The 26,670-nt window shown below is 65.8% G+C and carries 27 protein-coding genes; 15 read left to right on the forward strand and 12 right to left on the reverse strand.

What is annotated here, in order from left to right:
- Positions 1–2 precede the first annotated feature (2 nt).
- From kdsA to secG, 3 genes are all read right to left on the reverse strand, one after another.
- A complete protein-coding gene (gene kdsA, locus O9320_19970; protein ID MCZ8313129.1) occupies positions 3–842 on the reverse strand; it encodes a 3-deoxy-8-phosphooctulonate synthase in 840 nt (279 codons plus the stop codon).
- Between the two features lie 14 nt (positions 843–856).
- Positions 857–2,485, reverse strand: coding sequence for a CTP synthase (locus O9320_19975; protein MCZ8313130.1), 1,629 nt, complete (start codon positions 2,483–2,485; stop codon positions 857–859).
- 127 nt (positions 2,486–2,612) lie between these two features.
- Positions 2,613–2,933 carry a preprotein translocase subunit SecG gene (gene secG / locus O9320_19980; GenBank protein ID MCZ8313131.1) on the reverse strand — a complete coding sequence of 107 codons (321 nt, stop codon included), beginning with the start codon at positions 2,931–2,933 and terminating at the stop codon, positions 2,613–2,615.
- Positions 2,934–3,161: 228 nt separating this feature from the next.
- Here secG and O9320_19985 point away from each other — a divergent pair, with 228 nt between their 5' ends.
- From O9320_19985 to O9320_19995, 3 genes are all read left to right on the forward strand, one after another.
- On the forward strand, positions 3,162–3,902 hold the full coding sequence (locus tag O9320_19985; protein MCZ8313132.1) for a pirin family protein: 741 nt from the start codon (positions 3,162–3,164) through the stop codon (positions 3,900–3,902).
- A gap of 77 nt (positions 3,903–3,979) precedes the next feature.
- On the forward strand, positions 3,980–4,333 hold the full coding sequence (locus O9320_19990; protein ID MCZ8313133.1) for a metalloregulator ArsR/SmtB family transcription factor: 354 nt from the start codon (positions 3,980–3,982) through the stop codon (positions 4,331–4,333).
- Positions 4,330–4,890: an SRPBCC family protein gene (locus O9320_19995; GenBank protein ID MCZ8313134.1), complete on the forward strand. Its 561-nt coding sequence runs from the start codon at positions 4,330–4,332 to the stop codon at positions 4,888–4,890. The genes O9320_19990 and O9320_19995 overlap by 4 nt, the downstream gene beginning before the upstream one ends.
- A gap of 3 nt (positions 4,891–4,893) precedes the next feature.
- On the opposite strand, the gene O9320_20000 is transcribed toward O9320_19995, so the two are convergent.
- Together O9320_20000 and tpiA are read right to left on the reverse strand one after the other, a co-directional pair.
- Positions 4,894–5,277, reverse strand: a complete 384-nt coding sequence (locus tag O9320_20000) for a nuclear transport factor 2 family protein (GenBank protein MCZ8313135.1) — start codon at positions 5,275–5,277, stop codon at positions 4,894–4,896.
- 14 nt (positions 5,278–5,291) lie between these two features.
- Complete coding sequence (gene tpiA / locus O9320_20005) at positions 5,292–6,038, reverse strand: triose-phosphate isomerase (protein ID MCZ8313136.1); 747 nt, start codon at positions 6,036–6,038, stop codon at positions 5,292–5,294.
- A gap of 153 nt (positions 6,039–6,191) precedes the next feature.
- On the opposite strand from tpiA, the gene O9320_20010 reads away from it, so the two are divergent.
- Both O9320_20010 and O9320_20015 read left to right on the forward strand, forming a co-directional pair.
- Complete coding sequence (locus tag O9320_20010; GenBank protein MCZ8313137.1) at positions 6,192–8,069, forward strand: SurA N-terminal domain-containing protein; 1,878 nt, start codon at positions 6,192–6,194, stop codon at positions 8,067–8,069.
- 126 nt (positions 8,070–8,195) lie between these two features.
- Positions 8,196–9,530, forward strand: coding sequence for a globin-coupled sensor protein (locus tag O9320_20015; protein MCZ8313138.1), 1,335 nt, complete (start codon positions 8,196–8,198; stop codon positions 9,528–9,530).
- Positions 9,531–9,532: 2 nt separating this feature from the next.
- On the opposite strand, the gene O9320_20020 is transcribed toward O9320_20015, so the two are convergent.
- From O9320_20020 to cueR, 3 genes are read right to left on the reverse strand one after another with little or no spacing between them, the layout of a single operon-like run.
- Positions 9,533–9,739, reverse strand: coding sequence for a heavy-metal-associated domain-containing protein (locus tag O9320_20020; protein MCZ8313139.1), 207 nt, complete (start codon positions 9,737–9,739; stop codon positions 9,533–9,535).
- Entirely contained in the window at positions 9,715–10,956 is a 1,242-nt protein-coding gene (locus O9320_20025; GenBank protein ID MCZ8313140.1) for a divergent polysaccharide deacetylase family protein, read from the reverse strand. The genes O9320_20020 and O9320_20025 overlap by 25 nt, the downstream gene beginning before the upstream one ends.
- Positions 10,957–10,986: 30 nt before the next feature.
- Complete coding sequence (cueR, locus tag O9320_20030) at positions 10,987–11,373, reverse strand: Cu(I)-responsive transcriptional regulator (protein ID MCZ8313141.1); 387 nt, start codon at positions 11,371–11,373, stop codon at positions 10,987–10,989.
- A gap of 144 nt (positions 11,374–11,517) precedes the next feature.
- On the opposite strand from cueR, the gene O9320_20035 reads away from it, so the two are divergent.
- The 7 genes from O9320_20035 to lexA all read left to right on the forward strand — a co-directional run bounded on the left by O9320_20035 (position 11,518) and on the right by lexA (position 19,049).
- Positions 11,518–11,937 (forward strand): hypothetical protein, encoded by a 420-nt coding sequence (locus tag O9320_20035; GenBank protein MCZ8313142.1) that lies wholly within the window; start codon positions 11,518–11,520, stop codon positions 11,935–11,937.
- Positions 11,927–14,503: a PAS-domain containing protein gene (locus O9320_20040; protein ID MCZ8313143.1), complete on the forward strand. Its 2,577-nt coding sequence runs from the start codon at positions 11,927–11,929 to the stop codon at positions 14,501–14,503. The genes O9320_20035 and O9320_20040 overlap by 11 nt, the downstream gene beginning before the upstream one ends.
- A 74-nt stretch (positions 14,504–14,577) precedes the next feature.
- A complete protein-coding gene (gene trpD, locus O9320_20045; protein MCZ8313144.1) occupies positions 14,578–15,612 on the forward strand; it encodes an anthranilate phosphoribosyltransferase in 1,035 nt (344 codons plus the stop codon).
- Entirely contained in the window at positions 15,609–16,436 is an 828-nt protein-coding gene (trpC, locus tag O9320_20050; protein MCZ8313145.1) for an indole-3-glycerol phosphate synthase TrpC, read from the forward strand. Before trpD ends, trpC begins: the two co-directional genes overlap by 4 nt.
- Positions 16,433–16,912, forward strand: a complete 480-nt coding sequence (gene moaC, locus O9320_20055; GenBank protein ID MCZ8313146.1) for a cyclic pyranopterin monophosphate synthase MoaC — start codon at positions 16,433–16,435, stop codon at positions 16,910–16,912. The genes trpC and moaC overlap by 4 nt, the downstream gene beginning before the upstream one ends.
- Positions 16,912–18,120, forward strand: coding sequence for a molybdopterin molybdotransferase MoeA (locus tag O9320_20060; GenBank protein ID MCZ8313147.1), 1,209 nt, complete (start codon positions 16,912–16,914; stop codon positions 18,118–18,120). The genes moaC and O9320_20060 overlap by 1 nt, the downstream gene beginning before the upstream one ends.
- Positions 18,121–18,299: 179 nt before the next feature.
- On the forward strand, positions 18,300–19,049 hold the full coding sequence (gene lexA / locus O9320_20065) for a transcriptional repressor LexA (GenBank protein ID MCZ8313148.1): 750 nt from the start codon (positions 18,300–18,302) through the stop codon (positions 19,047–19,049).
- 7 nt (positions 19,050–19,056) lie between these two features.
- Here lexA and O9320_20070 read toward each other — a convergent pair whose 3' ends face one another.
- Complete coding sequence (locus O9320_20070) at positions 19,057–21,237, reverse strand: ComEC/Rec2 family competence protein (GenBank protein ID MCZ8313149.1); 2,181 nt, start codon at positions 21,235–21,237, stop codon at positions 19,057–19,059.
- Positions 21,238–21,314: 77 nt separating this feature from the next.
- Here O9320_20070 and gltX point away from each other — a divergent pair, with 77 nt between their 5' ends.
- The 3 genes from gltX to O9320_20085 all read left to right on the forward strand — a co-directional run bounded on the left by gltX (position 21,315) and on the right by O9320_20085 (position 24,363).
- Positions 21,315–22,748 (forward strand): glutamate--tRNA ligase, encoded by a 1,434-nt coding sequence (gene gltX / locus O9320_20075; GenBank protein MCZ8313150.1) that lies wholly within the window; start codon positions 21,315–21,317, stop codon positions 22,746–22,748.
- A gap of 82 nt (positions 22,749–22,830) precedes the next feature.
- Entirely contained in the window at positions 22,831–24,129 is a 1,299-nt protein-coding gene (locus O9320_20080; protein MCZ8313151.1) for a citrate synthase, read from the forward strand.
- A gap of 33 nt (positions 24,130–24,162) precedes the next feature.
- Positions 24,163–24,363 carry a hypothetical protein gene (locus tag O9320_20085; protein ID MCZ8313152.1) on the forward strand — a complete coding sequence of 67 codons (201 nt, stop codon included), beginning with the start codon at positions 24,163–24,165 and terminating at the stop codon, positions 24,361–24,363.
- 4 nt (positions 24,364–24,367) lie between these two features.
- Here O9320_20085 and O9320_20090 read toward each other — a convergent pair whose 3' ends face one another.
- The 3 genes from O9320_20090 to O9320_20100 form a co-directional block, all read right to left on the reverse strand.
- Positions 24,368–25,321 carry an ABC transporter transmembrane domain-containing protein gene (locus O9320_20090; protein MCZ8313153.1) on the reverse strand — a complete coding sequence of 318 codons (954 nt, stop codon included), beginning with the start codon at positions 25,319–25,321 and terminating at the stop codon, positions 24,368–24,370.
- Positions 25,321–25,881, reverse strand: a complete 561-nt coding sequence (locus O9320_20095) for a DUF1269 domain-containing protein (GenBank protein MCZ8313154.1) — start codon at positions 25,879–25,881, stop codon at positions 25,321–25,323. The genes O9320_20090 and O9320_20095 overlap by 1 nt, the downstream gene beginning before the upstream one ends.
- 120 nt (positions 25,882–26,001) lie before the next feature.
- On the reverse strand, positions 26,002–26,670 hold the full coding sequence (locus O9320_20100; protein MCZ8313155.1) for a nitroreductase family protein: 669 nt from the start codon (positions 26,668–26,670) through the stop codon (positions 26,002–26,004).

A 26,670-nucleotide genomic window follows, 5' to 3' on the forward strand; every position in this document is an offset into this window, starting at 1 on the left:
CCTTAACGCGCAGCGCGCCGCTTGGCGATAGCGTCGTATTCCTTGAGCTCGGCGAGGATCACTTCCATCTCCTTGAGCGGCACCATATTGGGGCCGTCGGAGGGCGCCTTGTCGGGGTCTTGGTGGGTTTCCATGAACACCGCCGCAACGCCGACGGCGATCGCGGCGCGCGCCAGCACGGGAACGAATTCGCGCTGCCCACCCGACGTCGTCCCCTGCCCGCCCGGCTGCTGCACCGAGTGCGTGGCGTCGAACACCACGGGATAACCGCTCTCAGCGAGGATCGGCAAGCCGCGCATGTCCGAGACCAGCGTGTTGTAGCCGAAGGACGTTCCCCGCTCGCACTGCAGGACTTTGTCGTTGCCCGTACTCGCGATCTTGGCGACGACGTTTTTCATGTCCCACGGGGCCAGGAACTGGCCCTTCTTGACGTTGACAACGCGGCCCGTTTCGCCCGCCGCCAGCAGAAGATCGGTCTGGCGGCACAGAAAGGCCGGGATCTGCAGCACGTCTACGGCCTCGGCCACCGGCGCGCATTGCTCGGCCGTGTGCACGTCGGTCAGAACCGGGCAGCCGTATTTTTCGCGCACCTCGACGAGGATCGGCAGGCTCTTCTCCATGCCGATGCCACGCGCCGAATTGACCGACGTACGGTTCGCCTTGTCGAAGCTGGTTTTGTAGATAAGCGGAATGCCGAGCCGGCCCGTGAGTTCGACGAGAGCATGGCTCATCTCAAGCGCATGCGCGCGGCTCTCGAGCGCGCAAGGGCCAGCGATCAGCGCGAAGGGCCGGTTGTTGGCGATCTGGAAATTGCCGAGCGGAACGGTTTTGGGGGCGGTCATGCGCGAGCGTGGTCCTACACCAACCGGCTCTGCGTCACGGCGGCTTTGACGAAGCTCGTGAACAGCGGATGCGGGTCGAAGGGTTTGGATTTGAGTTCGGGGTGGAACTGCACGCCCACGAACCACGGATGGTCGGGGATCTCGACGATCTCGGGCAATTGGCCGTCGGGCGACATTCCCGAGAAGCGCAAGCCCGCTTTTTCGAGCCGGTCTTTGTAGTTGATGTTCACTTCGTAGCGATGGCGATGGCGTTCTTGGATGCGGCGCCGACCGTAAATCTCGGCCACGTGGCTGCCCACCGCAAGGTCGCACTCGTAAGCGCCGAGGCGCATGGTGCCGCCCTTGTTGTCGTTTTCCGAGCGCTGCTCGAGCGCGTTGCCGCGCACCCATTCGGTGAGCAGACCCACGACCGGGTCCGACGTGGCGCCGAATTCGGTCGTGTTGGCGTTTTCGATGCCGCACAGATCGCGCGCCGCCTCGATGCAGGCCATCTGCATGCCGAAGCAGATGCCGAAATAGGGCACGCGCTTTTCGCGCGCATAGCGCACGGCGCGGATCTTGCCCTCGGCACCGCGCTCGCCGAAGCCGCCGGGAACGAGGATCGCGTGCGCTTGCGCAAGCGGTTCGTAATTCGGATTCGGCCCCTCGAACTGTTCGCTTTCGAGCCAGTTCAGCTTCACGCGCACGCTGTTGGCAATGCCGCCATGCGTGAGCGCTTCGGCGAGCGATTTGTACGCGTCGAGCAGATCGGTGTATTTGCCGACGATCGCGATTTCGACTTCGCCCTCGGGCTGCTGCAGGCGGCGCACGATTTCGGTCCAGCGGCCGAGATCAGGCTCGGGCTGCGGCAGGCCGAAATGGCGCAGCACTTCGCGATCGAAGCCTTCGCGATGGTAGGCGATCGGTACTTCGTAGATCGAACTCGCGTTGAGAGCCGGGATCACAGCCTGTTCGCGCAGATTGCAGAATAGCGCGATCTTCTTGCGCGCCGAAGCCGGCAGATCGTGCTCCGAGCGGCACAAAAGAATGTCGCAGCGTATGCCGACCGACTGCAGCTGCTGCACCGAATGCTGGGTGGGCTTGGTCTTGAGCTCGCCCGCCGACGCGATGTAGGGCACGAGCGTGAGATGCACGAAGCAGGCGCGCTCGCGACCCAACTCGTTGCCGAGCTGGCGGATCGCTTCGAGGAACGGCAGGCTTTCGATGTCGCCCACCGTGCCGCCCACTTCGCAGAGCAGGAAATCGACGTCGTCGAGATCGGCCGTCACGAACTCCTTGATCGCGTCGGTCACGTGCGGGATCACCTGCACGGTGGCGCCCAGGAAATCGCCGCGGCGTTCCTTCGCGAGGATGTTGGAATAAATGCGGCCCGTCGTGATGTTGTCGGACTGGCGCGAGGCCACGCCCGTGAAACGCTCGTAATGGCCGAGATCGAGATCGGTCTCGGCCCCGTCGTCAGTCACGTAGCACTCGCCGTGCTGGTACGGGCTCATCGTGCCCGGATCGACGTTGAGGTAGGGATCGAGCTTGCGCAGCCGCACTTTGTAGCCGCGCGCTTGAAGAACCGCTCCGAGGGCCGCAGAAGCCAGCCCCTTGCCGAGCGAAGACACCACGCCGCCGGTGATGAAGATGAACCGCGTCATGGACGTCCCCTATAGCCCCAACCGTGCCCAAGCCCAAGCAGAACCGTCCGCAAATCGGGCTTCGGCACAAAATTTCGCGATTGACGGGCTTTGTGGCCCGCCCTAGCGGAGTCGCAAGTCCGAAGCTTCAGCGCGCGACGGGCGGTGCCGGAATGGCGGGAGCTGCCGGAATCGTCGGGATCGGCCCTTCGAGCGGATCGACCGTGCGCGAGGAATGCGTGCCCGCGAAAAAGGCCAGCCCAATGCTGGTCAGCATGAAAGCGCCGGCCAGGATCGCGGTCGTGCGAGTCAGCAGATTGGCCGTACCGCGCGCCGACATGAAGCCGCCCATGCCCCCGCCCGACGAGCCGCCCATGCCAAGGCCGCCGCCTTCGCTGCGCTGGACCAGCACAACGCCGACCAGCGCGATCGCGATCAGCAGATGGATGACCGTCAGAACCAATTCCATGGGGCATTGCCTCGAATAAAGATACGGGACCAAAAGCGGCGTAGGTCTAACGCGATCTTGGCCGGAAATCCAGCCTTGGCAGCGGATAATTGTTAACTGAAACGAAACAAAAAATCAAAAAATGGCATAATTGTTATTCGAATGCCGCCCCCCTATCTTAACTGCAACAGAGGCGGCCAATTTCGGCCCCTCCAACCACACAGCCCCCACCCTAAAGGAGCGCTTGCCATGACTGCGACCCTCAAAACCGCCCCGCTTGCGACACCCAAAATCGTCGTGCGGCCGTCCGCCCAGCGCGGGCCCGTCGATTTCGGCTGGCTGCAGAGCCGCCACAGCTTCTCGTTCGGCGGCTACTACGATCCGAACCATATGGGCTTCCGGGGCTTGCGCGTCATCAACGAAGACCGCGTGGCGCCGGGGACGGGCTTCGACACGCACGGCCATCGCGACATGGAAATCGTCTCCTACGTGCTCGAGGGAGCACTGGCGCACAAAGATTCGATGGGCAATGTCGAAACGCTTAAAGCGGGCGAAGTGCAGGCGATGAGTGCGGGTACCGGCATTATGCATTCGGAGTTCAACGCCGACAAAGCCGCACCAGTGCATTTCCTGCAGATCTGGCTGCTGCCCGACCACAACGGCCACACGCCGCGCTATGGTCAGAAACTGTTTGCGCCCGCCGACAAGCGCAACAAGCTTGCCCTCGTCGTGTCGCCGGACGGGATCGACGGTTCGCTGCCCACGCATTCGGGTGCAAGCATGTACGCAAGCCTGCTTGATGCCGGCAAAAGCGTGGCACTCGATCTCGCCGCAGGCCGTGCGGCCTGGGTGCAGGTCGCGCGCGGCTCGATCGATCTCGACGGCACCACGCTTGCCGAAGGCGACGGTGCGGCCGTCACCGACGCGATGCGCGTGACGCTGACGGGCGTGGCGGGCGAAAGCGAGCTGTTGGTGTTCGATCTCAAATAGAGTGCGCCTAAGGGTGGCCCTGCAGACATTCAACAAAATGGTTGAAGATCTGCGGGGCCGTCTTTATATTCAACAATATGGTTGAACATAAAGACGCCCTCGACACGGTTTTCCACGCCCTCGCCGACCCAACGCGGCGCGCGATCCTGCAACGTCTTTCGGCGGGTGCGTGCAGCGTGGGCGAACTCGCCGAACCCTTTGAAATTTCGCTCGCCGCCGCCTCCAAGCACATCAAAGTGCTCGAAAACGCCGGCCTGCTGCGGCGCGCGGTGCAAGGCCGCACGCATCTTTGCAGCCTCGATGTCGGCCCCATGCATGCGGGCCTCGAATGGCTGCGCCACTACGAACAGTTCTGGAACCGCAGTCTCGACGCGCTCGAAGCCGCTTTGCGCGCCGAGAGCCCGCCGCCCAAGCGCAGGAGAAAAAAATGACGAAGTCCAACCTAGCCGACGGCCACGACGCGCGCGTCACGCACGACGAGCCGGAAATGCTGCGCCTCACGCGCTTGCTGCCGGGCACGGTCGAACGCGTTTGGGCATACCTAACGCAGTCCGATCTGCGCGCAACCTGGCTCGGCGCTGGCGCCATGGAGCTGCGGCCCGGCGCTACGGTCGAACTTGCGATCGATAACACGAAACTGACGCCCACACCCGACAACGTGCCGCCCAACCCGGCAACGCAGGGCGGCCCGACAACGCTCGTCTGGCGCGTGGTCGCAAGCGAAGCGCCCCATCTGCTGGTCGTCGATTGGGGAACCGCCGCCGATGCCTCGCGCATACGCTTAGAACTTGCAGCCGAGGGTGCGGGCACGCGCCTTACGATCGAACATCGGCGCGTTACGAGCCGCGGCATGCTGCTCGGCGTATCGGCCGGCTGGCACACGCATACCGACATTCTGCGCGACCGGCTTGCCGGGTACGAACCCGCCGCCTTCTGGCCGCGCTACGCGAAACTCGAAACGCTTTATGCGGGTCGCCTGCCGGGCTAGCCGTCAGGTGCGCCACTCGGTCTCGAAGACCTTCTGCGCCACCTGCCAGCGCCCGTCGATTTTGAGGAATGCCAGCAGGTCGGTGAAAAACCGCGGCGGGATGGCGCAGTTGAGTTTCACGAGCGCCATCGTCGGCCCGATACGGTCGAGCAGCAGAATGCGGTCGTAGCGGCCAAGCCCTTGGTCTTTGGACGAGCGGCGCGTGCGCACGGCCGCGAGCCACGTGTCGCGCGGGATCGTCTGCAGGCCCTCGGGCGTGACATGCGTAAGCACGCAGGTCGGATGAAACACGCTTTCGAGTTTGTCGGCATCGGCCTCGTAGAGCCCGTCGAGATAGGTCTGTACGGCGGCGGAAATCGCGTCGAGATCGGCGTCGATCGGGTCCATGTTCCGTCCTCCTGTCAGCCTGCTGCCGCGACGATCGCGGCAAACGCGTCGGGTTTGAGCGATGCGCCGCCCACGAGCGCGCCGTCGACATTGGCGACCGCCATCAGCTCGGCGGCGTTTTTGTCGTTGACCGAGCCGCCGTAGAGAATGCGCATCGCGGCCCCGTCGGCAAAGCGCGAAACCAACGCCGCACGGATTGCGGCGTGGACTTCGGCCACCTGTGCCGTGGTCGGCGTGCGGCCCGTGCCGATCGCCCAAACGGGCTCGTAGGCAACCACGAGGTTGGCGGCGGTCGCCTGATCCGGCAGCGATCCCGCCAGCTGGCGCCCAACGATTTCAAGCGTGGTACCGGCATCGCGCTCGGCCAAGGTCTCGCCCACGCATGCGATCGCGCACAGGCCCGCGCGCCACGCGGCGGCGATCTTGGCGTTCACGTCGGCATCGCTCTCGCGGTGATTGGCACGCCGCTCGGAATGCCCGACGATCGCATAGCGGCAGCCGAGTTCCACCAACATCTCGGCGGCAACGTCGCCGGTATGGGCACCGGCCGCTGCTGCGTGGCAATCCTGCGCGCCCAGTTGCACGGCACTGCCGGACAAAGCGTCCGCAACCGAAACCAGATGGACAAAGGGCGGGCAGACGAGAATCTCGGCACGCTCGGCCGTCGGCAACGCCGCGATCGCCGCCGCAAGGGCGACCGCATCGGCCTTGCGGCCGTTCATCTTCCAATTTCCGGCAACGAGTTTTCGGGGGGCTCGCATCGGCGGGGCTCTCGCAACAGGGACGAACGGCGTGTCGGGCGACGGGTTGGGTAAGGGTTTTGCGTGGTTTTCGCAAGGGTTGCGGGGGGGATCGTGCGGCCCTATTCTCCCCCGCTTTCCCGCTGCCCCTCATATTGGACCTGTTGCCCGCCCATGCTGCAATTCATCCGCGAAAAAGCCTCCGGCACGATTTTCAAACTGCTGTTCGGCATGTTGATCGTCAGCTTCGCCGCCTGGGGTATTGGCGACTACGCGTTCCTGCGCTCGGGCGACGACACGGCCATCACGGTCGGATCGCGCAAGATCCCGATCCAGCAGGTCGATGCCGAATACCGCCAGGCGCGCGAGCGCCTGCGCCGCGCCTTCGGGGTGGAGATCGACGAGGCGATGCTGCGCCAGTTCGGTTTGCTCGACCAGACGGTCGACCGGCTCGCGGCCGAAGCCGCCCTCGATGCGGAGGCGGCACGCTTGGGCCTCGTGGCCAGCGACGCGATCGTGCGCCAGCGCATCGCGAGCGACCCCAATTTCCGCGGCCCCGGCGGCCAGTTCGACCGTTTCCTGTTCCAGCGCCTGCTGTTCGACAACGGCTTCACCGAACAGCGCTATATCGAGCTCGTGCGCGCCGACATTGTGCGCAGCCAGCTGCGCGAGGCGGTCGAAGCGGGCGTGCAGGCCCCGCTTGTGCTGGCCGAAACGCTCTATCGCCACCGCAACGAAAAGCGCGGCGGCGACCGCGTGTTCGTGGCCAACGCCGCGTTCGAGGATGTCGGCACGCCGTCCGACGCCGACCTGGCGCAAACCTACGAAGCCAACGGCGCGCGCTTCACGGCGCCTGAATATCGCGCCCTTTCCGTGGTGCGCGTGGCGGCCGACGACGTCGCCGCGCAAGTGACGGTCGACGAAAAGGCGCTGGCCGCCGAGTTCGAGCAGCGCCGCGGCGAATTCGAACAGCCCGAACAACGCGAGCTCAAGCAGATGCTGTTCGACAACCAAGAAGCAGCCCAGGCGGCAGCCGCCGCGATCGCGGGCGGCAAGAGCTTCGATGCTGTCGCCGCCGAAACGCCCGGCCAGTCGCCCGACCGCATCGGGCTCGGCCTTGTGGCGCGCAACGAAACGCTGCCCGCGATCGGTGCGGCCGTGTTCGAGGCGGCATCCGGTGCCGTCGTGGGGCCCGTGCGCACGCCGTTCGGCTGGCATGTGCTGCAGATCGTGCGCATCGAGCCCGGCACGCAAGCCACGCTTGAAAGCGTGCGCGCACGCATCGAGCCCGCCCTGCGCCAACGCTTGGCGGCCGAAAAAGCCTTCGAGATCGCCAATCGCCTCGAAGACCAGGTCACGCGCGGCCGCGCACTCGACGAGGCCGCCGCCAATGCCGGTGCCACCGTCGTGAAGATCGCGGCCGTCGATGCGCGCGGCCTCGACGACAAGGGTGCACCCGTGGCGCTGTTCGCGGGCGCGCCCGAAGCGGTACGTGCGACCTTCGACACGCTGGTCGGCCGCGAAAGCCAATTGATCGAAACGCGCGGCGGCGGCTTCTATCTTCTGCATGTGGACGGCGCCACGCCGGCCCAGCGCCGCCCCTTCGACAGCGTCAAAGAAGAGGTCGCCGCGGTGTGGAAGGCCGAGCGCCAGGCCGAACGTGCGCTTGCGCGCGCGCGCGAAATCGTCGCTGCAACAGCAGCGGGCGAAACGCTCGAGGCGGCGTCGTTGCGCTTCAATCTGCGCGTCGAAGCCGTGCCGGCCGTGCTGCGCACCGGCAACAACGCGTCCGTTCCCAGTGCGGTCGCGGCACGCTTGTTCGCGCTCAAGCCCGGCCAGACCGGCCTTGCCGCCGGCATCGACGGCCAGTTCGTCGTGCGCACCGGCGACGTCGTCGCGGCCGATCCGGCGGCCGACCCGGCCGGCCTTGCGGCGCTGCGCGCGCAGCTCGCCCGCGAAATGGCCGCCGATCTTTCGACAGAGTACAACCAAGCCTTGCGCCAGAAATTCGGCGTCACGATCAACCGCAGCGTCGTCGAACGCCTCAATTAACTGGAAAAACCGACTGCGACGTTTTTACGCGGGGACCCTAGCGGGACCTTAAAGGTCTCTTAATTGATTCGGCGCATGCTCCGTTTTGTACATCAATAAATATGTACAAAATATGGAGGATCGCCCATGTCGATGCAAAACGAAAACCTGAACGAACGGCTGCGTTTCATCGATTTCCGCGAGGCGGACTCAGCTGCGCTGCGCGCCATCCGCCCGACGATCGAGGCCAATATCCAGAAGGTCCTGACCAAGTTCTACGGCCATATCGAGAACTATCCGAACTTGATGTCGATGTTCCACGGCCAGATGGGCGTGGACCATGCGCGCACCGAGCAGGCAAAACACTGGCTTACGATGTTCCACGGCAGTTTCGACGACGCCTATGTCGGGCGCGTTCAGCGAATCGGGCGCACGCACGAGCGCATCGGACTCGAGCCGCGCTGGTACATTGCGGGCTACGCGCTCGCGATGGGCGAACTGATGGGCCTGCTTTTCGAGATGTACCGCAAGAAGCCGGCGGAAGGCACCGTTGCCGCCAAGGCGCTCATCAAAGCGATCATGCTCGACATGGACTACGCGATCTCGATCTATATCGAAGAGGGCAAAGCGAACTTCACGACCAAGCTGAACGGCCTTGCCGACAATTTCGAAGGTAGCGTGCTGAAGGTCGTGGACGGTGTCGGCGGCTCGGCCGAGGAGATGAAAGGCGCCGCCCAGACGATGGCGGCGGCGGCCGAAGAAACGCAGCGCCAGACGACCGTCGTTGCCGCCGCAGCCGAAGAAGCCTCGACGAACGTGCAGACGGTCGCAAGCGCGGCCGAAGAGCTTTCGGCTTCGATTCAGGAGATCAGCCGCCAAGTCAGCCACGCTTCGACGATCTCGCGCCAGGCCGTGGCGCAGGCGCAGGAAACCAACGCACTTGTGAAGCAACTCGCCGACGCCGGACAGAAGATCGGCTCGGTCGTCAACCTCATCCAGGCGATCGCGGGCCAGACGAATCTTCTGGCCCTCAACGCAACGATCGAGGCGGCACGCGCGGGCGAAGCGGGCAAGGGTTTTGCGGTCGTGGCCTCCGAGGTCAAGAATCTCGCGAACCAAACCGCCAAAGCGACCGGCGACATCGCCGCCCAAGTGGGGGCGATCCAAGAGGCGACCAAACATTCGGTCGACTCGCTGGCGCGCATCGCCAAGACGATCGAAGAGATCAGCGGCATTTCCGCCGGCATCGCCTCGGCGGTCGAAGAGCAAGGGGCCGCCACGCAGGAAATCGCGCGCAACGTTCAGCAGGCGGCAGCCGGCACGTCCGAAGTGTCGTCGAACATTGCGGGCGTCACGAAAGCCGCAACCCAGACCGGCGACAACGCGCTCAAAGTGCTGCAGACCGCAGACCGCCTCACGGCACAGTCGAACGATCTGCGCGGCAATGTCGGCGAGTTCCTCGGCCGCGTGCGCAACGGCTAGGTCTAGGCCGTCCGTCCGACATAGACGAAGCCAGCCGCCTCGGCGGCCGCCTGCACCTGGCGGTCGTCGAGGCCGGCGACCGTCACGCGACTTTGCGCCAGATCGATCTCGGCGGGCGCTGTCGCACCTTGAGCAGTGAGTGCACGCGTCATCGCGCGTGCGCAGCCGCCGCAGGTCATGCCGGTCACTCGGTAGGATATCGTTTCCACGGCGGTTCTCCGGTTGCGGCTGCGGGTTCGGGGATGGCGCGCGTGACGGTCGCAGCCCGTGTCTGCGACGGCGACGGCATTGTGGATGCCGTCTCGCGCGCGGCAACGGGTGCCAGGGCGACAGGGGCAAGATTGGGGCTCGCGGGCGCTTGGCGCTGCTGGCGCACGACGGCCGACACCGGAACCAGCTGCAGGCCGCGCGAATTCATGGTCGGGATCCAGGCGGCGAGCGCTTCGAGCGTCGCGTCGTGCGGATGGCCGATCGCGACCGCAGTGCCGCGCCGATTGGCGACGCGCTCGAGTTCGGCCAGCTGCTTGCGCACGGCCCCCGCTTCGATCTCGTTGTCGAGAAACACGTCGCGCACCGCATGCGCCACGCCGAACGACTGTGCGACCGCACTGCCCGCCGAATTGCCGGTCGTGCGGCTGTCCAAGAACAAAAGTCCACGCGCGGCGATCTCCTGCAGCACCGGTGCGAGCGCTGCGGGATCGCGCGTGAAGCGGCTGCCCATATGGTTGTTGAGGCCGACCGCGGTGGGCAACCGGTCGAGCGCATTTGCGGTGCGGGCGCGGATGTCGTCGGCCGACATGCGCACGAACAAAGCGCCCGGCCCCGGATTGTCGCGCCCCTCCGGCTCCATCGGCAGATGCAGCAGAATCTCGTGCCCCGCCGCACGGCCCTGGCGCCCTTGCTCGGCAAGGTCGGGCGCGTAGCTCAGAAACGACAGCGTCAGCGGGCCCGGCAACGCCATCGTACGTGCGGCGCGCGCCGCATCCACACCGAGATCGTCGATCACGATCGCAATCCAAGCACCAGCGCGGATCTGCGGCGGACGCACGGCGCGCGCTTCCCAACCGGCGTCGCTGGCGCGCGGCGCGGCGGCAGGTGCTGGCGCAGGTGCAGCCACAACCGGGCTCAGAGCGGCCGGTGCGCCCACGCGCACGATCTCGAAAAACGGCACGACGGTTTCGGCTGCTGGCGCCGGTGCCGGCGCGCGAACCTGGGTGCGCGGTGCCGCCGCAGGCTCGGCGTCGCCCGTTTCGCTCACGCCCGCCAATGCGACCGTGACGGGCTCGGGCGCGTCCGGCGCAAGCGTGGCCGCCTGCCAATAGATATAGGCGCCAGCACTCGCCGCGATCAGCGGAATCGCAACGAGAGCCGCGATTCCAAAATCGCGGGCGAATCCCCTTGCTGCAGGCGAAGGACGGCGGGCCATCGGGAAATTATAGCGCGATTCGGCGCCCGACTAGCGCGCCAGATCGTCGAGGATCGGGCAGTCCGGCCGGTCGTCGTTGTGGCAGCGCCGCAGCAGCGTCTGCAACGTCGCTTTCATGGTCTCGAGACTGGCGATCTTTTGCTCGATTGCCGCCATATGAGAAACCGCCATCGCATGGACTTGCTGGCTTGCGCGGCTGCGGTCGCGCCACAGCGCCAGAAGATCGGCCACGTCCTTAACGGAGAAGCCGAGCGAGCGCGCCCGGTGCACAAAGCGCAATTCGGCCATTTCGCGCGCCCCATAGGCGCGGTAGTTGTTTTGGCCGCGCGCCGCCGGGGCCACGAGCCCGACCGATTCGTAGTAGCGGATCGACTTGGCAGTCATCCCGGTTGCCGCCGCAACTTCGCCGATATTCATCGTATTTTTCCTTCAAAAGACGCTGGCCGAACGACACCGAAGCGGAGCATAAACTATCCCCTTACGGGAAGGTAAAGCTTCGATGCAGTTGCGCCAAACGGCGCAACAGGCGAGACTCCGGCGTTCAACAAGGGAACAAGCAAAATGAAGCGCTTGCGCGAACCGACATGGCGCTGGTTTGGCATCGTCGGCATGGCTTTGGCGCTCGCCGCGTGCAGCGTGCGCGGCGGCGGCGGGGCGATTTCGGCGGCCGACGGCGTGTTCGTGGGCGAAGGCCTCCGTAGCACAGGGCCTGAATCGCGCTGCGAGCGGCGTTATGCCCTACGCGCCACGCTGAAGCTCGGCGAACTCGCGATGGAGTTTACGGACTCCGAAAATCCGACGCGCACGCCGGTCCGCGCCTCGAGCTACGTCGAAGCAAACGGCAGGTTCGTCGCGAACGTGTTTTTCCAGGGCGAGAGCCACGTGCTCGAAGGCGTGCTGTCGGCCGACAGCCTGCGTGCCACGATCGACGCGCGAAGCTGCCGCATGTCGATCTCCGCGCGGCGCAACAATGCTGTCTAGCGACAGCGACGGCCGTTCGCTTAGGCGCGGCCCGCTGTCTCTCGGCTATTCGCGCTTTCGTTGGGGACTGATCGGCCTTGCCGTCGGCATCAGCGTCGCGTTCATGGCCTATTTCGTCTACAACGCGCGCGCCAACGCCGAGCAAGCCGCGCGCGCGGCCGAGCGCGAAATTCGCAACATCACCAACGTCCTGGGCGAGCAGGTCGCGCGCACGCTGGCGGCAGTCGATTTGGGCGTGCTGGCGGCGGCCGTCGATCTTGCGGAAATCGAATATTGGCAGCAAGGCGCCGACTTGACACGCATCTCGGAAATGCTGATGCGCTTTGCGGCCGCCGAACCCGCGATCGGCCGGCTCATGGCGATCGACAAAAACGGTCTGGTTCGCGCGTCGAGCGACGCGACCCTGCCGGGCACTTCGTTTGCGCATCGCGCGTTCATGGCCACGGTCGGCGACGGCGTGCTGCTGAGCGTGGTCGATCCGCCCGTGGACGACGGGCCGAGCTGCCAGGGCTGCATCGCGATCTCGGCCCCCGTGATCGGGCGCGACAATGGCCAGTACGGCCTCATCGTTGCGGAGATCCCGCGCATGGCCTTCGAACGCATTTTCAAACGCCTGGACAGCGGCCGGCGCAGCATCTTCGCGATCGTCGACGTGCGCAGCCATCTGGTGGTTCGCGTGCCCGCTGCCGACCGCGGATCGGTTGTGTCGGCGGCCACGTTCCCGATCGCCTTGCGCGCCTTCAGCCAGAACGAAACGCTGACCGAGCGTTCGGCCAGCATCGACGGCATCGACCGGCTCTTCGCCTTCACCCCCGTGCCGGGGCGCGGCTGGGTCGTATATGGCGGCGTGGCGCCCGAAGATTTCCTAGCGGAATGGCGCCAGTCGCTGCAGGTGTCGGTGCCGTTTTCGGTGCTGGTGCTGGCCTCGGTCGTCTTCCTGATCCTCGCTTTGTCGCGGCATTTGGGCCGCGTCGAGGAAAGCGAGCGCAGCTTGCGCCAGTCGGACCAGCGCTACCAGTCGCTCGTCGCCAATATCCCGGGCGTGGTGTTCCAGCGCCGCCGCTTGCCCAACGGGCGCACGAACATCGTGTGGATCGGCGCGGCCCTCGAGGAGCTGTTCGGCTTTTCGGCCGAACGCGTGATGCGCCTCAGCGGCGGCTCGCTGCGCGCGATCCTGCTTGCCGAAGATCTGCAGCGCTTCAAGGACGCGTTCGAGAGCTCGGCGCACGACATGTCGGCGGTGAGCTGGATCGGTCGCGCGCGCCATGCCGACGGCCGGATACTCTCGATCGAGGTCACCGCCCGCCCGCGCTTGGAGGCCGCCGGCTCGATCCTGTGGGACGGCATCCTGCTCGACGTCACCGACCGCATCGCGGCCGATGCGGCACTCACGACGCTGCGAGCGCAACTCGAACTCGCACTTGCAAACATGGCGCAGGGCATGTGCGTGTGCGACGCCGAGCAGCGTATCGTCGTCTACAACCGCCGCTATCTCGAGATCGGCAACATCGAGGAAGGCGACGTCGTCCCCGGCACCGCGGTCGAAACGGTGATGCGCGCGACGATCGCACGCGGCGCGTTCCGCACCGACAAGCCCGAGCAGCTGGTCGAAAGAACGCTCGCCGCCCTGCGCGCGAAAACGCCGAGCAAATTCACGATCGACATGGCCGACGGGCGCACGGTCGAGATCGACGTGCAGCCGCTCTCGGACGGCGGCTCGGTCTCGAGCTTCACCGACATCAGCGACCGCGAAGCGGCCCAAGAAGCGTTGCGTCTGGCCAAAGAACAGGCCGAACTTGCCGACCGCTCGAAGTCGCAATTCCTCGCCAATATGAGCCACGAGCTGCGCACGCCGCTTAACGCCATCATCGGCTTCTCCGAGATCATGACCGACCGGCTCTTCGGCCCCTTGGGCGACGCGCGCTACGAGGAATACGCGCGCGACATCCGCGAGTCCGGCCGCCATCTGCTGACGCTCATCAACGACATTCTCGACCTCTCCAAGATCGAAGCGCGCCAGGCGACCTTGCGCGAAGAGCAAGTGTCGCTGGCGGAAGTCGTCGACGCGTGCGTGCGCCTCGTCGACGACCGCGCGCAACGCGGAAATCTCTCCCTTGCGATCGCCGATTTCGACGAGTTCCCGCCGATCTGGGCCGACCGGGTGAAGCTCAAGCAGATCCTGCTCAATCTTCTGTCCAACGCGATCAAGTTCACGCCGGCGGGCGGCAGCGTGGGCCTGTCGGGTGCCCGCGTGTCCGACGGCAGCCTCGTCGTGCGCGTGACCGACACCGGCATCGGCATGCGCCCGCAAGACATCCCCACCGCCCTGCAGCCGTTCCGCCAGGTCGAAAGCAGCTTGAGCCGCAAACATGAAGGAACCGGTCTTGGCCTGCCGCTGACCAAAGCCATCGTCGAGATGCATGGCGGCACGCTCGCGATCGCCTCCATTCCGGGCAAGGGCACGACCGTGTCCTTCACGATCCCGACCGAGCGCGTGATCGATCCGCAGGGGCTCACGGATTCGATGCTGACCGAGGCCATCCACGCGGCGCGCGGCCCTTTGTAGGGGCATGAAGTTGCTGCTATAAGCGCCGGATCGATTTTCCAAGGGCGCACCAAGAACGGGCGGGAGACAGCCGAATGCCGGGCGACATGACGCAACTCAAAGCGCTGATCGCGCGTGTGGCCGACGGCCATGCGCTGACCGAAAGCGAAGCCGGCGACGCGTTCGAAATCGTCATGTCGGGCAATGCGACACCCGCCCAGATGGGCGCTTTTCTGATGGCGCTGCGCTTGCGCGGCGAAACCGTCGACGAGATCGCGGCGGCCGCGCGCACGATGCGCGCCAAAGCCCTCAAGGTCGTCGCCCCCGAAGGTGCGGTCGAAGCGGTGGGCACGGGCGGCGACGCCTCGGGCTCGTTCAACATTTCGACGGCCGCCTCGTTCGTGCTCGCGGGCTGCGGCCAGAAGGTCGCCAAACACGGCAACCGCGCGTTCACGTCCAAATCGGGTGCGGCCGATGTGCTGACAGCCCTCGGCGTCAATATCGAGTGCGATCTGAAGCTCGTCGAATACGCGATCTCGAAAGCGGGTGTGGGCTTCATGATGGCGCCGCGCCACCATTCGGCCACGCGCCACGTCGCGGGCGTGCGCGTCGAAATGGGCACGCGCACGATCTTCAATCTGCTGGGGCCGTTGTCGAATCCGGCCGGGGTCAAGCGCCAGCTCGTCGGCGTGTTCGCGCGCAAATGGGTCGCCCCGCTTGCGCATACACTCGGCCGCCTCGGCTCGGAGCGCGCCTGGGTCGTGCACGGCTCGGACGGGCTCGATGAAATCACCACGACCGGCCCCACCCATGTGGCCGAATTCAAAGACGGTGCGGTGCGCGAATTCGAAGTTAGCCCCGAACAAGCGGGCCTGCCGCTTGCCAAGGCCGCCGACCTCAAAGGCGGCACGCCGGCCGAAAACGCCGCGACAATGCGCGCCCTTTTGGGCGGGGCCAAAGGCCCGATACGCGACGTCGTGCTGCTGAACGCGGCCGCCGTACTCGTGATTGCCGATGCCGCCGCCGATCTGCGCGAAGGTGTGGCCCAAGCAGCCTCCGCGATCGACAGCGGCAAAGCGCTCGCCGCCCTCGACGCACTCGTCGACATCACCAATCGGTCCGGCGCATGAGCGACGTTCTTTCCCGCATCCTTGCCGACAAGCGCGTCGAAGTCGCAGCACGCCGGGCGGCCGTGCCCGAAGAAGCGCTTGCCGCAAAACTTCCGCACGCACCCAGAGTGCGCGGCTTTGCCAAGAGCTTGCGCAAGCGTGCACAAGCGGGCGACGTGGCGCTGATCGCCGAGATCAAAAAAGCCTCGCCCTCCAAGGGTCTCATCCGCGCCGATTTCGATCCGGCACGCTTGGCCGAGGCCTATCGCAATGGCGGGGCCACGTGCCTCTCCGTGCTGACCGACGAAGCCTATTTCCAGGGCAGAGATGCGTATCTCCAACAGGCACACGCGGCCGTCGCCTTGCCGACCTTACGCAAAGATTTTGTCGTCGATGGCTACCAGCTGCGCGAAACGCGTGCGCTCGGGGCCGATTGCGCGCTGCTGATTCTCGCTGCCCTCGACGATTGCCAGGCGCAGGATCTGTGCGAGACGGCGCTCGATCTCGGGCTCGACGTGCTTGCCGAAGTGCACGATGCGGCCGAAATGGCGCGCGCCCTCACGTTGCCCAAGGGGGCGGCAAACGGGGCCGAGACGCTGATCGGCGTCAACAACCGCAATCTCAAGACGCTTGCCGTCGATCTTGCGACGTTCGAGGCCCTCGCCCCGCTCGTCCCGCGCGACCGGCTGCTCGTCGCCGAGAGCGGTATTCGCAATCCGGGCGATATCGCGCGGCTTGAAGCGGCAGGTGCTGCCGCCTTCCTCGTCGGCGAAAGCCTGATGCTGCAGACGGACGTGGAAGCCGCCACGCGCAGCCTGCTCGCCCGCGCCCAGGTCTCGGCATGAGCCGCGATCTCACCCATTTCGACGCCGCCGGCAATGCCGTGATGGTCGATGTCGGCACAAAGGAACACACACAGCGCCGTGCCACCGCGCGCGGGCGTGTCTGCGTGTCGCCGGACACGCTGCGCTTGATCCAGGGCCGCGGCTTCAAGAAGGGCGACGTGCTGGCGGTCGCCCAGCTTGCCGGCATTATGGCTGCCAAGAAGACTCACGAGCTTATTCCGCTGTGTCACCCGCTCGCTTTGTCCAGCGTTTCAGTCGAGCTTTCGATCGACGAAGCGGCAAGTGCCGTCGAAATCGAAGCGACGGTCGGGCTCACCGGCCAGACCGGCGTCGAGATGGAAGCGCTGACGGCCGTGTCGGTCGCGGCCCTCACGGTCTACGACATGTGCAAATCGGTCGACCGCGGCATGCGCATCGAGGCGATCCGCCTCGTGCGCAAAGAAGGCGGCAAGTCCGGCCTGTTCGAGCAAGCCTGATGCTGGCGGTCGCGGAAGCCCAAGCGCGCATTCTGGCGGCCCTCGGCCCCGTGGGTGCCGAGACCGTATCGCTGGCGCAAAGTGCGGGCCGCACATTGGCGGTCGATCTCGTCGCCAAACTCACGCAGCCGCCCGCCGCCGTTTCGGCCATGGACGGCTATGCCGTGCGCGCAGCCGACATCACGAATGCACCCGCAAGCTTGCGCCAGATCGGCACCGCACCGGCCGGGCATCCATTTCCAGGCCGCATTGGCCAAGGCGAATGCGTGCGCATCTTCACGGGTGCGATCGTGCCTGAGGGGGCGGATACGATCCTCATCCAGGAAAACGCCGAAGCCGACGGCGACCGGATCCGCGCCAAACAGAGCGAGCCCGTCGGGCGCTTCGTGCGGCCGGCCGGGCTCGATTTCAAGCGCGGCCAGAATCTGCTTCCCGCCGGCACCGTGTTGGGACCGCGCCAGATCGGCCTTGCGGCCGCCACGAACCATGCCTGGCTTGAAGTGCGGCGACGGCCGCGCGTTGCAATCCTCGCCACCGGCGACGAAATCGTGCTGCCCGGCACGGAGCCCCTGCCCGGCCAGATCGTCTCGTCGAACAGTGCGGCCCTTGCCGCCTTCGTCGAACAGGCGGGCGGGATTGCAAGCGTGCTGCCGATCGCACCCGACACAACCGAAGCCTTGCAAGCGTTGGCCGCAGGTGCGCGCGGGGCCGATCTGTTGGTCACGACCGGCGGGGCTTCCGTCGGCGACCACGATCTCGTGCGTGCGGCCTTGGGCCAAAGCGGGCTTGCCCTCGATTTCTGGCAAATCGCGATGCGCCCCGGCAAACCGCTGATGTTCGGGCGCTATGGCGACGTGCCGATGCTGGGCTTGCCCGGCAATCCGGTGTCGTCGCTCGTGTGCGCCGTTTTGTTCCTGGGACCGATCCTCGCGACGATGCTGGGCCGGGCCAATCCGCTACCCAAACGGCGGCGCGCCATCCTCGGCTGCGATCTTGCGGCCAACGACATGCGCGAAGACTATCTGCGCGCCAAGATTGCCGCAGACGAAAACGGCAACCTCGTTGCAACCCCGTTCGCGCGCCAGGACAGTTCGATGCTGGCCCTGCTCGCGACCGCCGACGGGCTCGTTGTGCGGCCCCCTCATGCGCCTGCGGCCAAGCAAGGCGACAGCGTGCAATTCGTGGAACTCGCCCCCGTCTGTGGATAAAGCTTGACGATAGGCTCGAACCAAACTAGAACAGTTCGTGACTGTTGCGGCTTCGTTTACGGGATGTTGTGGATACCGCCCCTAAGAGCGCCTAGCGCTTGCGGTTCTGCCCAAAAACCAGCCGCAGCTGCAATCCGGTGCCGCACGCACGTGCGCGCCAAAAAAACAGGTGTTGCCCCATGTTGACCCGCAAACAATACGAGCTGCTGCTGCTCATCAACCAGCGCTTGGCCGATGTCGGCGTGCCGCCGTCGTTCGACGAGATGAAAGACGCGCTCGGCCTCAAATCCAAATCAGGCATCCACCGCCTGATTACGGGCCTCGAGGAGCGCGGTTTCATCCGTCGCCTGCCGCATCGCGCGCGCGCGCTTGAAGTCGTACGTCTGCCGGACAATCTGCAAGCCCAGGGCCTAAAGCCCGCCTCGGGCCCGGCTTTGGTCGCCAATCCGGGCGGTCCGGGCGGCGAAACCGCGCGCGGCTTCCGCCCGCAAGTCGTCAAGAACGAGTTCCGCACGGCGCACACACTTGCTCCGGTCGGCGTCGAAGTCGTCAAGCTGCCGCTCTACGGCCGCATTGCCGCAGGTCTGCCGATCGAGGCGATGCGCGACAATTCCAACACGGTCGACGTGCCGCCGCAGATGCTGAGCCGCGGCGAGCATTTCGCCCTCGAAGTCGCCGGCGATTCGATGGTCGAGGCCGGCATTCTCGACGGCGACACGGTGCTGATCCAGAAGGTCGATACGGCCGACAACGGCCAGATCGTCGTGGCGCTGATCGACGAGCAGGAAGTCACGCTGAAGCGCTTCCGCCGCCGCGGCGCGTCCATCGCGCTCGAGCCCGCCAACAAAGCCTACGAGACGCGCATCTTTGGCCCCGACCGCGTGCGCGTGCAGGGCAAGCTCGTCGGCCTAATGCGCCGCTTCCACTGACCTCGAACTAGAATCCCGCCGCGTCCGGGCTTGCACCAGGCACGGCGGGAACGAGCCTCGGCTGCGTGGTGTCTCGGGCGGGCGGGACCCACGGCCGATCGCCGCGTGCGGCCCGCACGGTTTCAATGCGGATTCCGTTCGCCTCGATCCAAATCGCGTGGGCCCCGTCGCGCAGCAGATCGGCCCGGTCGATCGTCTGCCCCGCCGCCGCCCGACACACCGCAAACAGATTGACGGTCGCGATCACCAAATCGCGATCCCGGCACGCCACCGGCAGCACCCGCGCCTGGCGCACGATCGCCACACTCGTCCCATTGACGCGATAGACGCAGTCGCTGGGCCGGCATTCGAGCCGGCCGTCGGCGTTGGTGCCGTTGCGCGGCCAGCTTTCGGCTTCTTCGAGCCCGTCGCGCCGCAGCCAGGTGTCGCGCGCAAAACGGTCGCCGCGCGGCACCGAAAGCGTGAGCCGCCCGTCGGCGTCGCGCACGGCCATCAACCGCCCGTCGCCCGACACGAGAATGTCGGGCGGCACCATCGTCGCGAGCCCAGCCAAACCGACCGCGATCGGTACCGCACCGCCAAGGCGCCACACACTGCGCCACAGGCACAACCACACGAGCCCCACCGACACGGCAACAAGACCCCAAACCGGCATGGCCGGAAGCAAGGCGACCGCCCCATCGAGCCCCGCGACCCATTTGGCGATAGCGAGCAACCCGTCCACCCCCCGACCGAGCGGCACCAGCGCCAACGCCTCGAGGCCGAACGGCAGCAAGAGGCCGGCCGCCAGCGCCCACGGCATTACCCAAAGGCCGGTGAGCGGCACCGCCAGCAAATTGGCGAGCAGCCCGAACACGGTGAAGCGATTGAAATGGTAGAGTGCGAACGGGGCACTCGCCATGCCTGCCACCAGCGACGTCATCACGGTGCCCGCGAGCCATACCAGCGCTTTCGCACCCCAGCCCCCATTGGCACGTGCGCGCGCAAAAGGCGCGCGCGCTGCCTCCCATGCCGCGACCAACGCCGTCACGGCCGCAAACGACATCTGGAAACTCGCCGAGACGAGCGCTTCGGGCATGACCAGCAGAATGAGCCCGGCCGCCCACGCGACGAGCCGCAGCGTGATCGCCTGGCGGTCGATCAAAATCGCCGCCAACACCACGCTCGTCATCAGCCACGAGCGCTGCGTAGGTACGCTCTGCACGGCAAACGCCGCGTAGAAGCTGATCGCGAGGAAGGCCGCAACGGCGGCGATCTTTTTAGTGTTCCAATAGAGGGCGGCGCGCGGCACCAGTGCCAACCCAAGCCGCACGGCAAAGAAAACAATGCCCGCGACCATGCCGATATGCAGCCCCGAGATCGACAGAATGTGCTGGAGCCCTGAATCGCGGAACGCCGCGAGCGCATCGGCCGACACGGCCCCCTGCTCGCCCGCGATCAGGGCGATCGCGATCGCCCCCGCTGGATCGGGCAGCACCGCGCGGATGCGCGCGACGACATTTGCGCGCAGCGCATTCATCGCCAAGCGCCAGTCGGAGATCTCGCCGCGCGCGATGAGCTCGGCCGCCCCTCGCGCACTGCCCACACCGCCAAGCTGGTCGAACCAAGCTTGGCGTGCGAAATCAAAAGCGCCCGGTGCACTCGGGCCCGGCGGGGGCAGCAACGACACGCGCGCGAGGCGGATTTCGTCGCCCGGCCGCAGGTCGCCGACATTGTCGAGGCGCACGCGGATGCGTTCGGGCGTTTGCGACGGCGGGAGCCCCGCGATCGCAAGCCGGTCGAGCAGGATGCGCTCGCCCTCGGCACGCGCTTCGATCGCCACGATGCGGCCCGTAACCGATACGGAAGCCAACCGTCGCTCGAGCACTGGGGCTGCCACATCGTGGCTGCGCCAATGCGCGACAGTAAAGCCAAGCGAAATCGCCGCCAACGCAACCGCTGCCACAAACACGCTGCCGATACTGCGGCCCAGGGCGGCAAACACGATCGCCACCGCCAGGAAAGTCGGCGCGATCCAAGCCTCGGGCTCGCGATCAAGTGCGAAATAAAGGGCAATGCCGGTGCCCAGCAGCACCGGCAGCCACAAAGCCAACTGCGGCCGCTCGCTCTCGAGCGTACGAAGCCAGAACTCTTGCCCGGTCGGCCATCGGCGTACGTCATCTGCCGATGCTGCCTGCGGCCTGTGCATCCTGGCGGCCCCATGATAGGAGAAGCACGCGGTTGAGCCGCAGCACCTCTCACCTATAGATGTAGCCTGATTTTGCCATGACAAACAACGCCGCCGCGCCAATCGTCTGCCGCTTCGCCCCCTCGCCGACCGGCTATCTGCATATCGGCGGGGCCCGCACGGCCCTGTTCAACTGGCTCTACGCCAAACATGTCGGCGGCAAATTCCTGCTGCGCATCGAGGACACCGACCGCGCGCGCTCCACGCCCGAGGCGACCGAAGCGATTCTGAACGGCCTCAAATGGCTCGGCCTCGACTGGGACGGAGACGTTGTGTTCCAGTTCGCGCGCATGGACCGGCACGCGGCCGTGGCGCACGAGCTGATGGCCAAAGGCGGGGCCTATTTCTGCTATGCGAGCCCGCAAGAGCTCGACGAGATGCGCAGTGCCCAGAAAGCAGCCGGCAAGCCGATCCGCTACGACGGGCGCTGGCGCGACCGCGATCCCAAAGACGCCCCCGCCGGCGTGAAGCCGGTTGTGCGCCTCAAAGCACGCCAGGACGGCGAATCCGTGATCCGCGACCGCGTGCAAGGCGACGTCGTGGTGCGCAACGAACAGCTCGACGACATGATCCTGCTGCGCGCCGACGGCACGCCCACCTACATGCTGTCGGTCGTCGTCGACGATTACGACATGGGGGTCACGCACATCGTGCGCGGCGACGACCATCTCAACAATGCGGCGCGCCAGATGCAACTCATCGAGCGGCTCGGGTGGCCGACGCCGGTCTACGCGCATATCCCCCTGATCCACGGCCCCGACGGCGCCAAGCTCTCCAAGCGCCATGGCGCCTTGGCGGTCGAAGCCTATCGCGACATGGGCTATCTGCCCGAGGCAATGCGCAACTATCTGCTGCGCCTCGGCTGGGGCCATGGCGATGCCGAGATCGTCGATACCGCCCAGGCGATCGAATGGTTCGATCTCGACGGCATTGGCCGCAGCCCCGCGCGTTTCGATTTCAAGAAGCTCGACAGCGTGAACGGCCATTACATGCGCGAGGCGAGCGACGCGCATTTGCTGGCGTCCGCAACGCTGCTCATCGAAGCGGCGGCGGCAACCAAGATCGACGAACTGGCGCAAACGCGTCTGCTCGCCGGCATGGCCGGACTCAAGGCACGCGCCAAGACCCTGCTCGAACTTGCCAAGGCTGCGACCTTCTATGTCCAGGCCCGGCCATTGGCGCTCGATACGGCTGCGCAGAAACTGTTGGCGGGCGAAGGCCTCGCGCATCTGCGCGCAGGCCGCGCGGTGCTCGCGGCAGCCGAAGACTGGACCGCCACCGCCCTCGAAGCGGCCTTCCGGACGGCAAGCGAAACCAGCGGCGTCAAACTCGGCACGCTGGCCCAGCCCTTGCGCGCGGCCCTGTCGGGCCAGGGTACATCGCCACCGATTTTCGAGGTTATGACGATTTTGGGTCGGGCGGAGACGCTTGGCCGCATCGACGATGCGCTCCAGGCCGCACCGCCCGCCTGAATTCACCAGTCACGACTTGCCAAAAGCCGAGCACTAGGCTCCAATACTGCACCTGCGAACAAATCAAAAAGAGAGCCGCCGCATGACCCAGGACAAAGCCACTGTCACCGTCATCGACAACCAGACCAAAAAACAATTCGAGCTGCCCGTGCTGTCTGGTTCGGTCGGGCCGCAAGTTGTCGACGTGCGCAAGTTCTACGGCGATACCGGCTATTTCACCTACGACCCCGGCTACACCTCGACGGGGGCCTGCAAATCCAAGATCACGTATATCGACGGCGATGCGGGCATCCTCCTGCACCGCGGCTATGCGATCGAGGACCTCGCCGAACATTGCGACTTCATGGAAGTCGCCTATCTGATCCTCAAAGGCGAACTGCCGAACCCAACGGACAAGAAGAAGTTCGAGCGCGACATCACGCTGCACACGATGCTGCACGAGCAGATCAACCGCTTCTTCTCCGGCTTCCGGCGCGACGCGCATCCGATGGCCGTCATGTGCGGCGTGGTCGGCGGCTTGGCAGCCTTCTACCACGACAGCCTCGACATTTCCGATCCGCACCAGCGCATGGTTGCCTCCTACCGCCTCATCGCGAAGATGCCGACGATCGCGGCACAGGCCTTCAAATATTCGGTCGGCCAGCCCTTCATGCATCCGCGCAACGATCACGCCTATGCCGCCAACTTCCTGCAGATGACGTTCGGCGTGCCGTGCGAGCCTTACGAGGTCAATCCCGTTCTCGCCAAGGCGATGGACAAGATCTTCATCTTGCACGCCGACCACGAGCAGAACGCCTCGACCTCGACCGTGCGCCTCGCAGGTTCGTCGGGCGCCAATCCGTTTGCGTGCATCGCAGCCGGCATTGCCACGCTATGGGGCCCGGCGCACGGCGGCGCCAACGAGGCCGTCTTGAAGATGCTCGCCGAAATCGGCACCAAAGACAAAATCCCCGAGTTCATCAAGCGCGTCAAAGACAAGAATGAAGGCGTGCGTCTGATGGGCTTCGGCCACCGCGTCTACAAGAACTACGATCCACGCGCCAAGGTGATGGCCGCGACCTGCAAAGAGGTGCTGGGCGAACTCGGCGTGACCGATCCGCTGCTCGACATTGCGATGGAACTCGAGCGCATCGCGCTGTCGGACGAATATTTCATCTCGAAGAAGCTCTATCCCAACGTCGATTTCTATTCGGGCATCATCCTGAAGGCGATGGGCTTCCCGGTTGCGATGTTCACGGCCCTGTTCGCACTCGCGCGCACCACGGGCTGGATCGCGCAGTGGAACGAGATGATCGAAGATCCCGAGCAGAAGATCGGCCGCCCGCGCCAGCTCTACACGGGTGCCGCCCATCGGCCGTTCGTGCCGATGGACAAGCGCTGACGGCGGCCGAAGAAGCGGGCGAGGAAGCGGGTCATGGCCAAACGCGGCACGGGGCAGATGCGCACGACGACGCAATATCCAAGCGTTGCGCGTGCCGTCCCGCCTGCCCTGCTCGGCCGCCGCCGCCTGCCGCCCGCCGTCAACGACAACCGCCCGTCTTTCTGGCGCTTGATGCGCTTAGCCGTCGGCCCCGTCGCGATCGTCGCCCTTATCGCCGCGATCTGGTGGGGTTGAAGCGCTAGCCGCCTGCCGCATCAAGCGTGCGTGCGGCGGCGACGGCGAGGCGGTATTTGGTCGCGGTTGCGGTGAGTTCGCGATACCAGTCGACCAAATCGCCCCACGGGTCGTTGACCTTCGCAAGGCCGGAGATGAAGGCCACGACCGTGCCGATCTGCGCCTCGCCTGCAACGACGAACCAGCCGCCGACCGCAAGCACGCAAGCCGTGCCGGCATGGTGCAAAAGGTTCATCAGGAAGTTCATCGAGAATTTAAGCTGGTAGATGCCCATGTTCAGCGCAAAGGCGTGTGCTATGCGCGCATCCTGCGCGGCCGTGGCGGCGTCGGCATCCGTCGGCCCGTCGGCGATGGTGCTGCCGACCGCGCGCAGCGTTTCGATGCGCGCCGCGATGCGCGCATTGATGGCACGCTGCAGCATCGGCACGAACACCACCTGCGGCGACAGGGCCGCAAACGCGACCAGCGCCATGGACGGCTGCAGATACAGCATGTAGCCGAACACGCTGGCAAGCAAGCCGCCTTGCAGCACGGGCTCCGAGACCGCACCGCCGACAAAACCGCCGATGGGTTCGGCCTCCATGAGGATCGCCGAAGCACCAACCCCGCGCGAGGCAGCGCCGGTGGCACCCGCCGGCAATTGATCGATCAGTCGGCGGAACCGCACGCGCAGGTCGCGCACGGCCGTCTCGCTGATCCAGGCGCGGTAGACGTTGAGCCCGAGCTTCAGCAAACCCTCGGCAAGCGCCAGCCCGGCATAGGCAACAGCAAGCCACACGATCGCCGCAACCGGACTGCCGGCCACCGCATCGTCGATCAGGCGCCGCTGGATTTCGAGCGGTGCCGTCGAGGCCGCAAACACCGCGACCGACAGCAGCGACAGCGCCGTCTGGTGCCAAACCCCAGTCGACCGCACGAAACCCAGCAGCGTCTCGGGCAGTCGATCCGGATCGCGCACTAAAGGGCGGGGGCTAGCCCCTGCGTCGATCCAGCAGCAGCGTCCGCGACGCGATGTTCGTCGAGATTGAGCGGATGCTTGAATGCCAGCACAGCCTTCGCGCGCGTCATCTCGGCCGCCGTACCGTGCGCCATAACCAGAAACTTGTCGGCCTTGATCGACATTTCATACTGCACGATCGTGTCTTTCGGCACGCCGAGACCGTAGAGGGCTGCACCGACGGCACTCAAGCCGCCGACCAGCACGGCGTTTTCGATCGCGGCCAACGCAAGCGCGCCGAGATAGCCGAGGGCAACCACCGGGCCTGCGATCGGCGTCACCACGAAGAGTCCGCCGAAAAACACGCCCCACAACGCGCCCCAGAAGGCACCGCGCGGACCCCAGAAGCGCACGCGCTCGCCGGTATTGTAGAAACCGACGACTTTTTCTTCCGTATGGTAGCCGCGACCGAGCACGCTCAGCTGCTTCATCGCAAAGCCGCTCTCGGCAAGCGCCTTGACGGCCCCTTCGGCGGCAAGATGGTCCGGGAATTCGGCGACGACGGAATTTTCGAGATGCATGGCAAAGCCTTCCGGCGGCCCAGCGGCGCGCCAACGGCAAATCGCCGGACAAAGCGCCCGACGGCCCTGCAACGCTGACGCGCCAAGGCGCTATCGACTAGCAGCGGAAACTACCCAGGCTCAGCGCCAATCCATGATCTGCGCCAGCGGTTTTTTCGCGATATCCGGCACTTTGACGCCGTCGGCTGGATAGCCAACGACCAGCAGAACAAACGGCTTTTCGTTGGGCGGGCGGCCGAAGATTTCGTTCAAGAAACCCATCGGCGACGGCGTGTGCGTGAGCGTGGCAAGCCCCGCATGGTGCAAGGCCGCGATCAGAAATCCGGTCGCAATGCCCACGGAGTCCGGCGCGTAGTAGTGTTTGATCTTCTCGCCGTTGGGGCCGATCCCCCAGCTTTGCTGGAAGATCGCAATCAGCACCGGGGCTGTTTCAAGAAACGGCTTGCGGTCGTCGGTCCCCAGCGGGGCCAACGCCTCGAGCCATTCTTCGCTGGCACGGCGCGCATAGAATTCGCGCTCTTCCTCTTCGGCAAGCGCACGGATGCGCGCTTTGACCGCCGGGTCGGTCGCAACCGCGAAGAACCAGGGCTGCTGATTGGCGCCCGAAGGTGAGGTACCGGCCGCCCGGATCGCGTCTTCGATCACAGCACGCGGGACAGGCTCGGGCGAGAACTCGCGCACCGTGCGCCGCCGTTTGATGTCGGCGTAGAACTCGGCCGCACGCGCCGCCATCTCGGATGCGGGATAGCGGCGATAGCTTGCAAGCGGCACATGCGCAAACGCCGACAT

Origin of the sequence: Magnetospirillum sp., from assembly GCA_027532905.1 — a bacterium.
In the GTDB taxonomy this organism is placed as follows: Bacteria; Pseudomonadota; Alphaproteobacteria; order CACIAM-22H2; family CACIAM-22H2; genus Tagaea.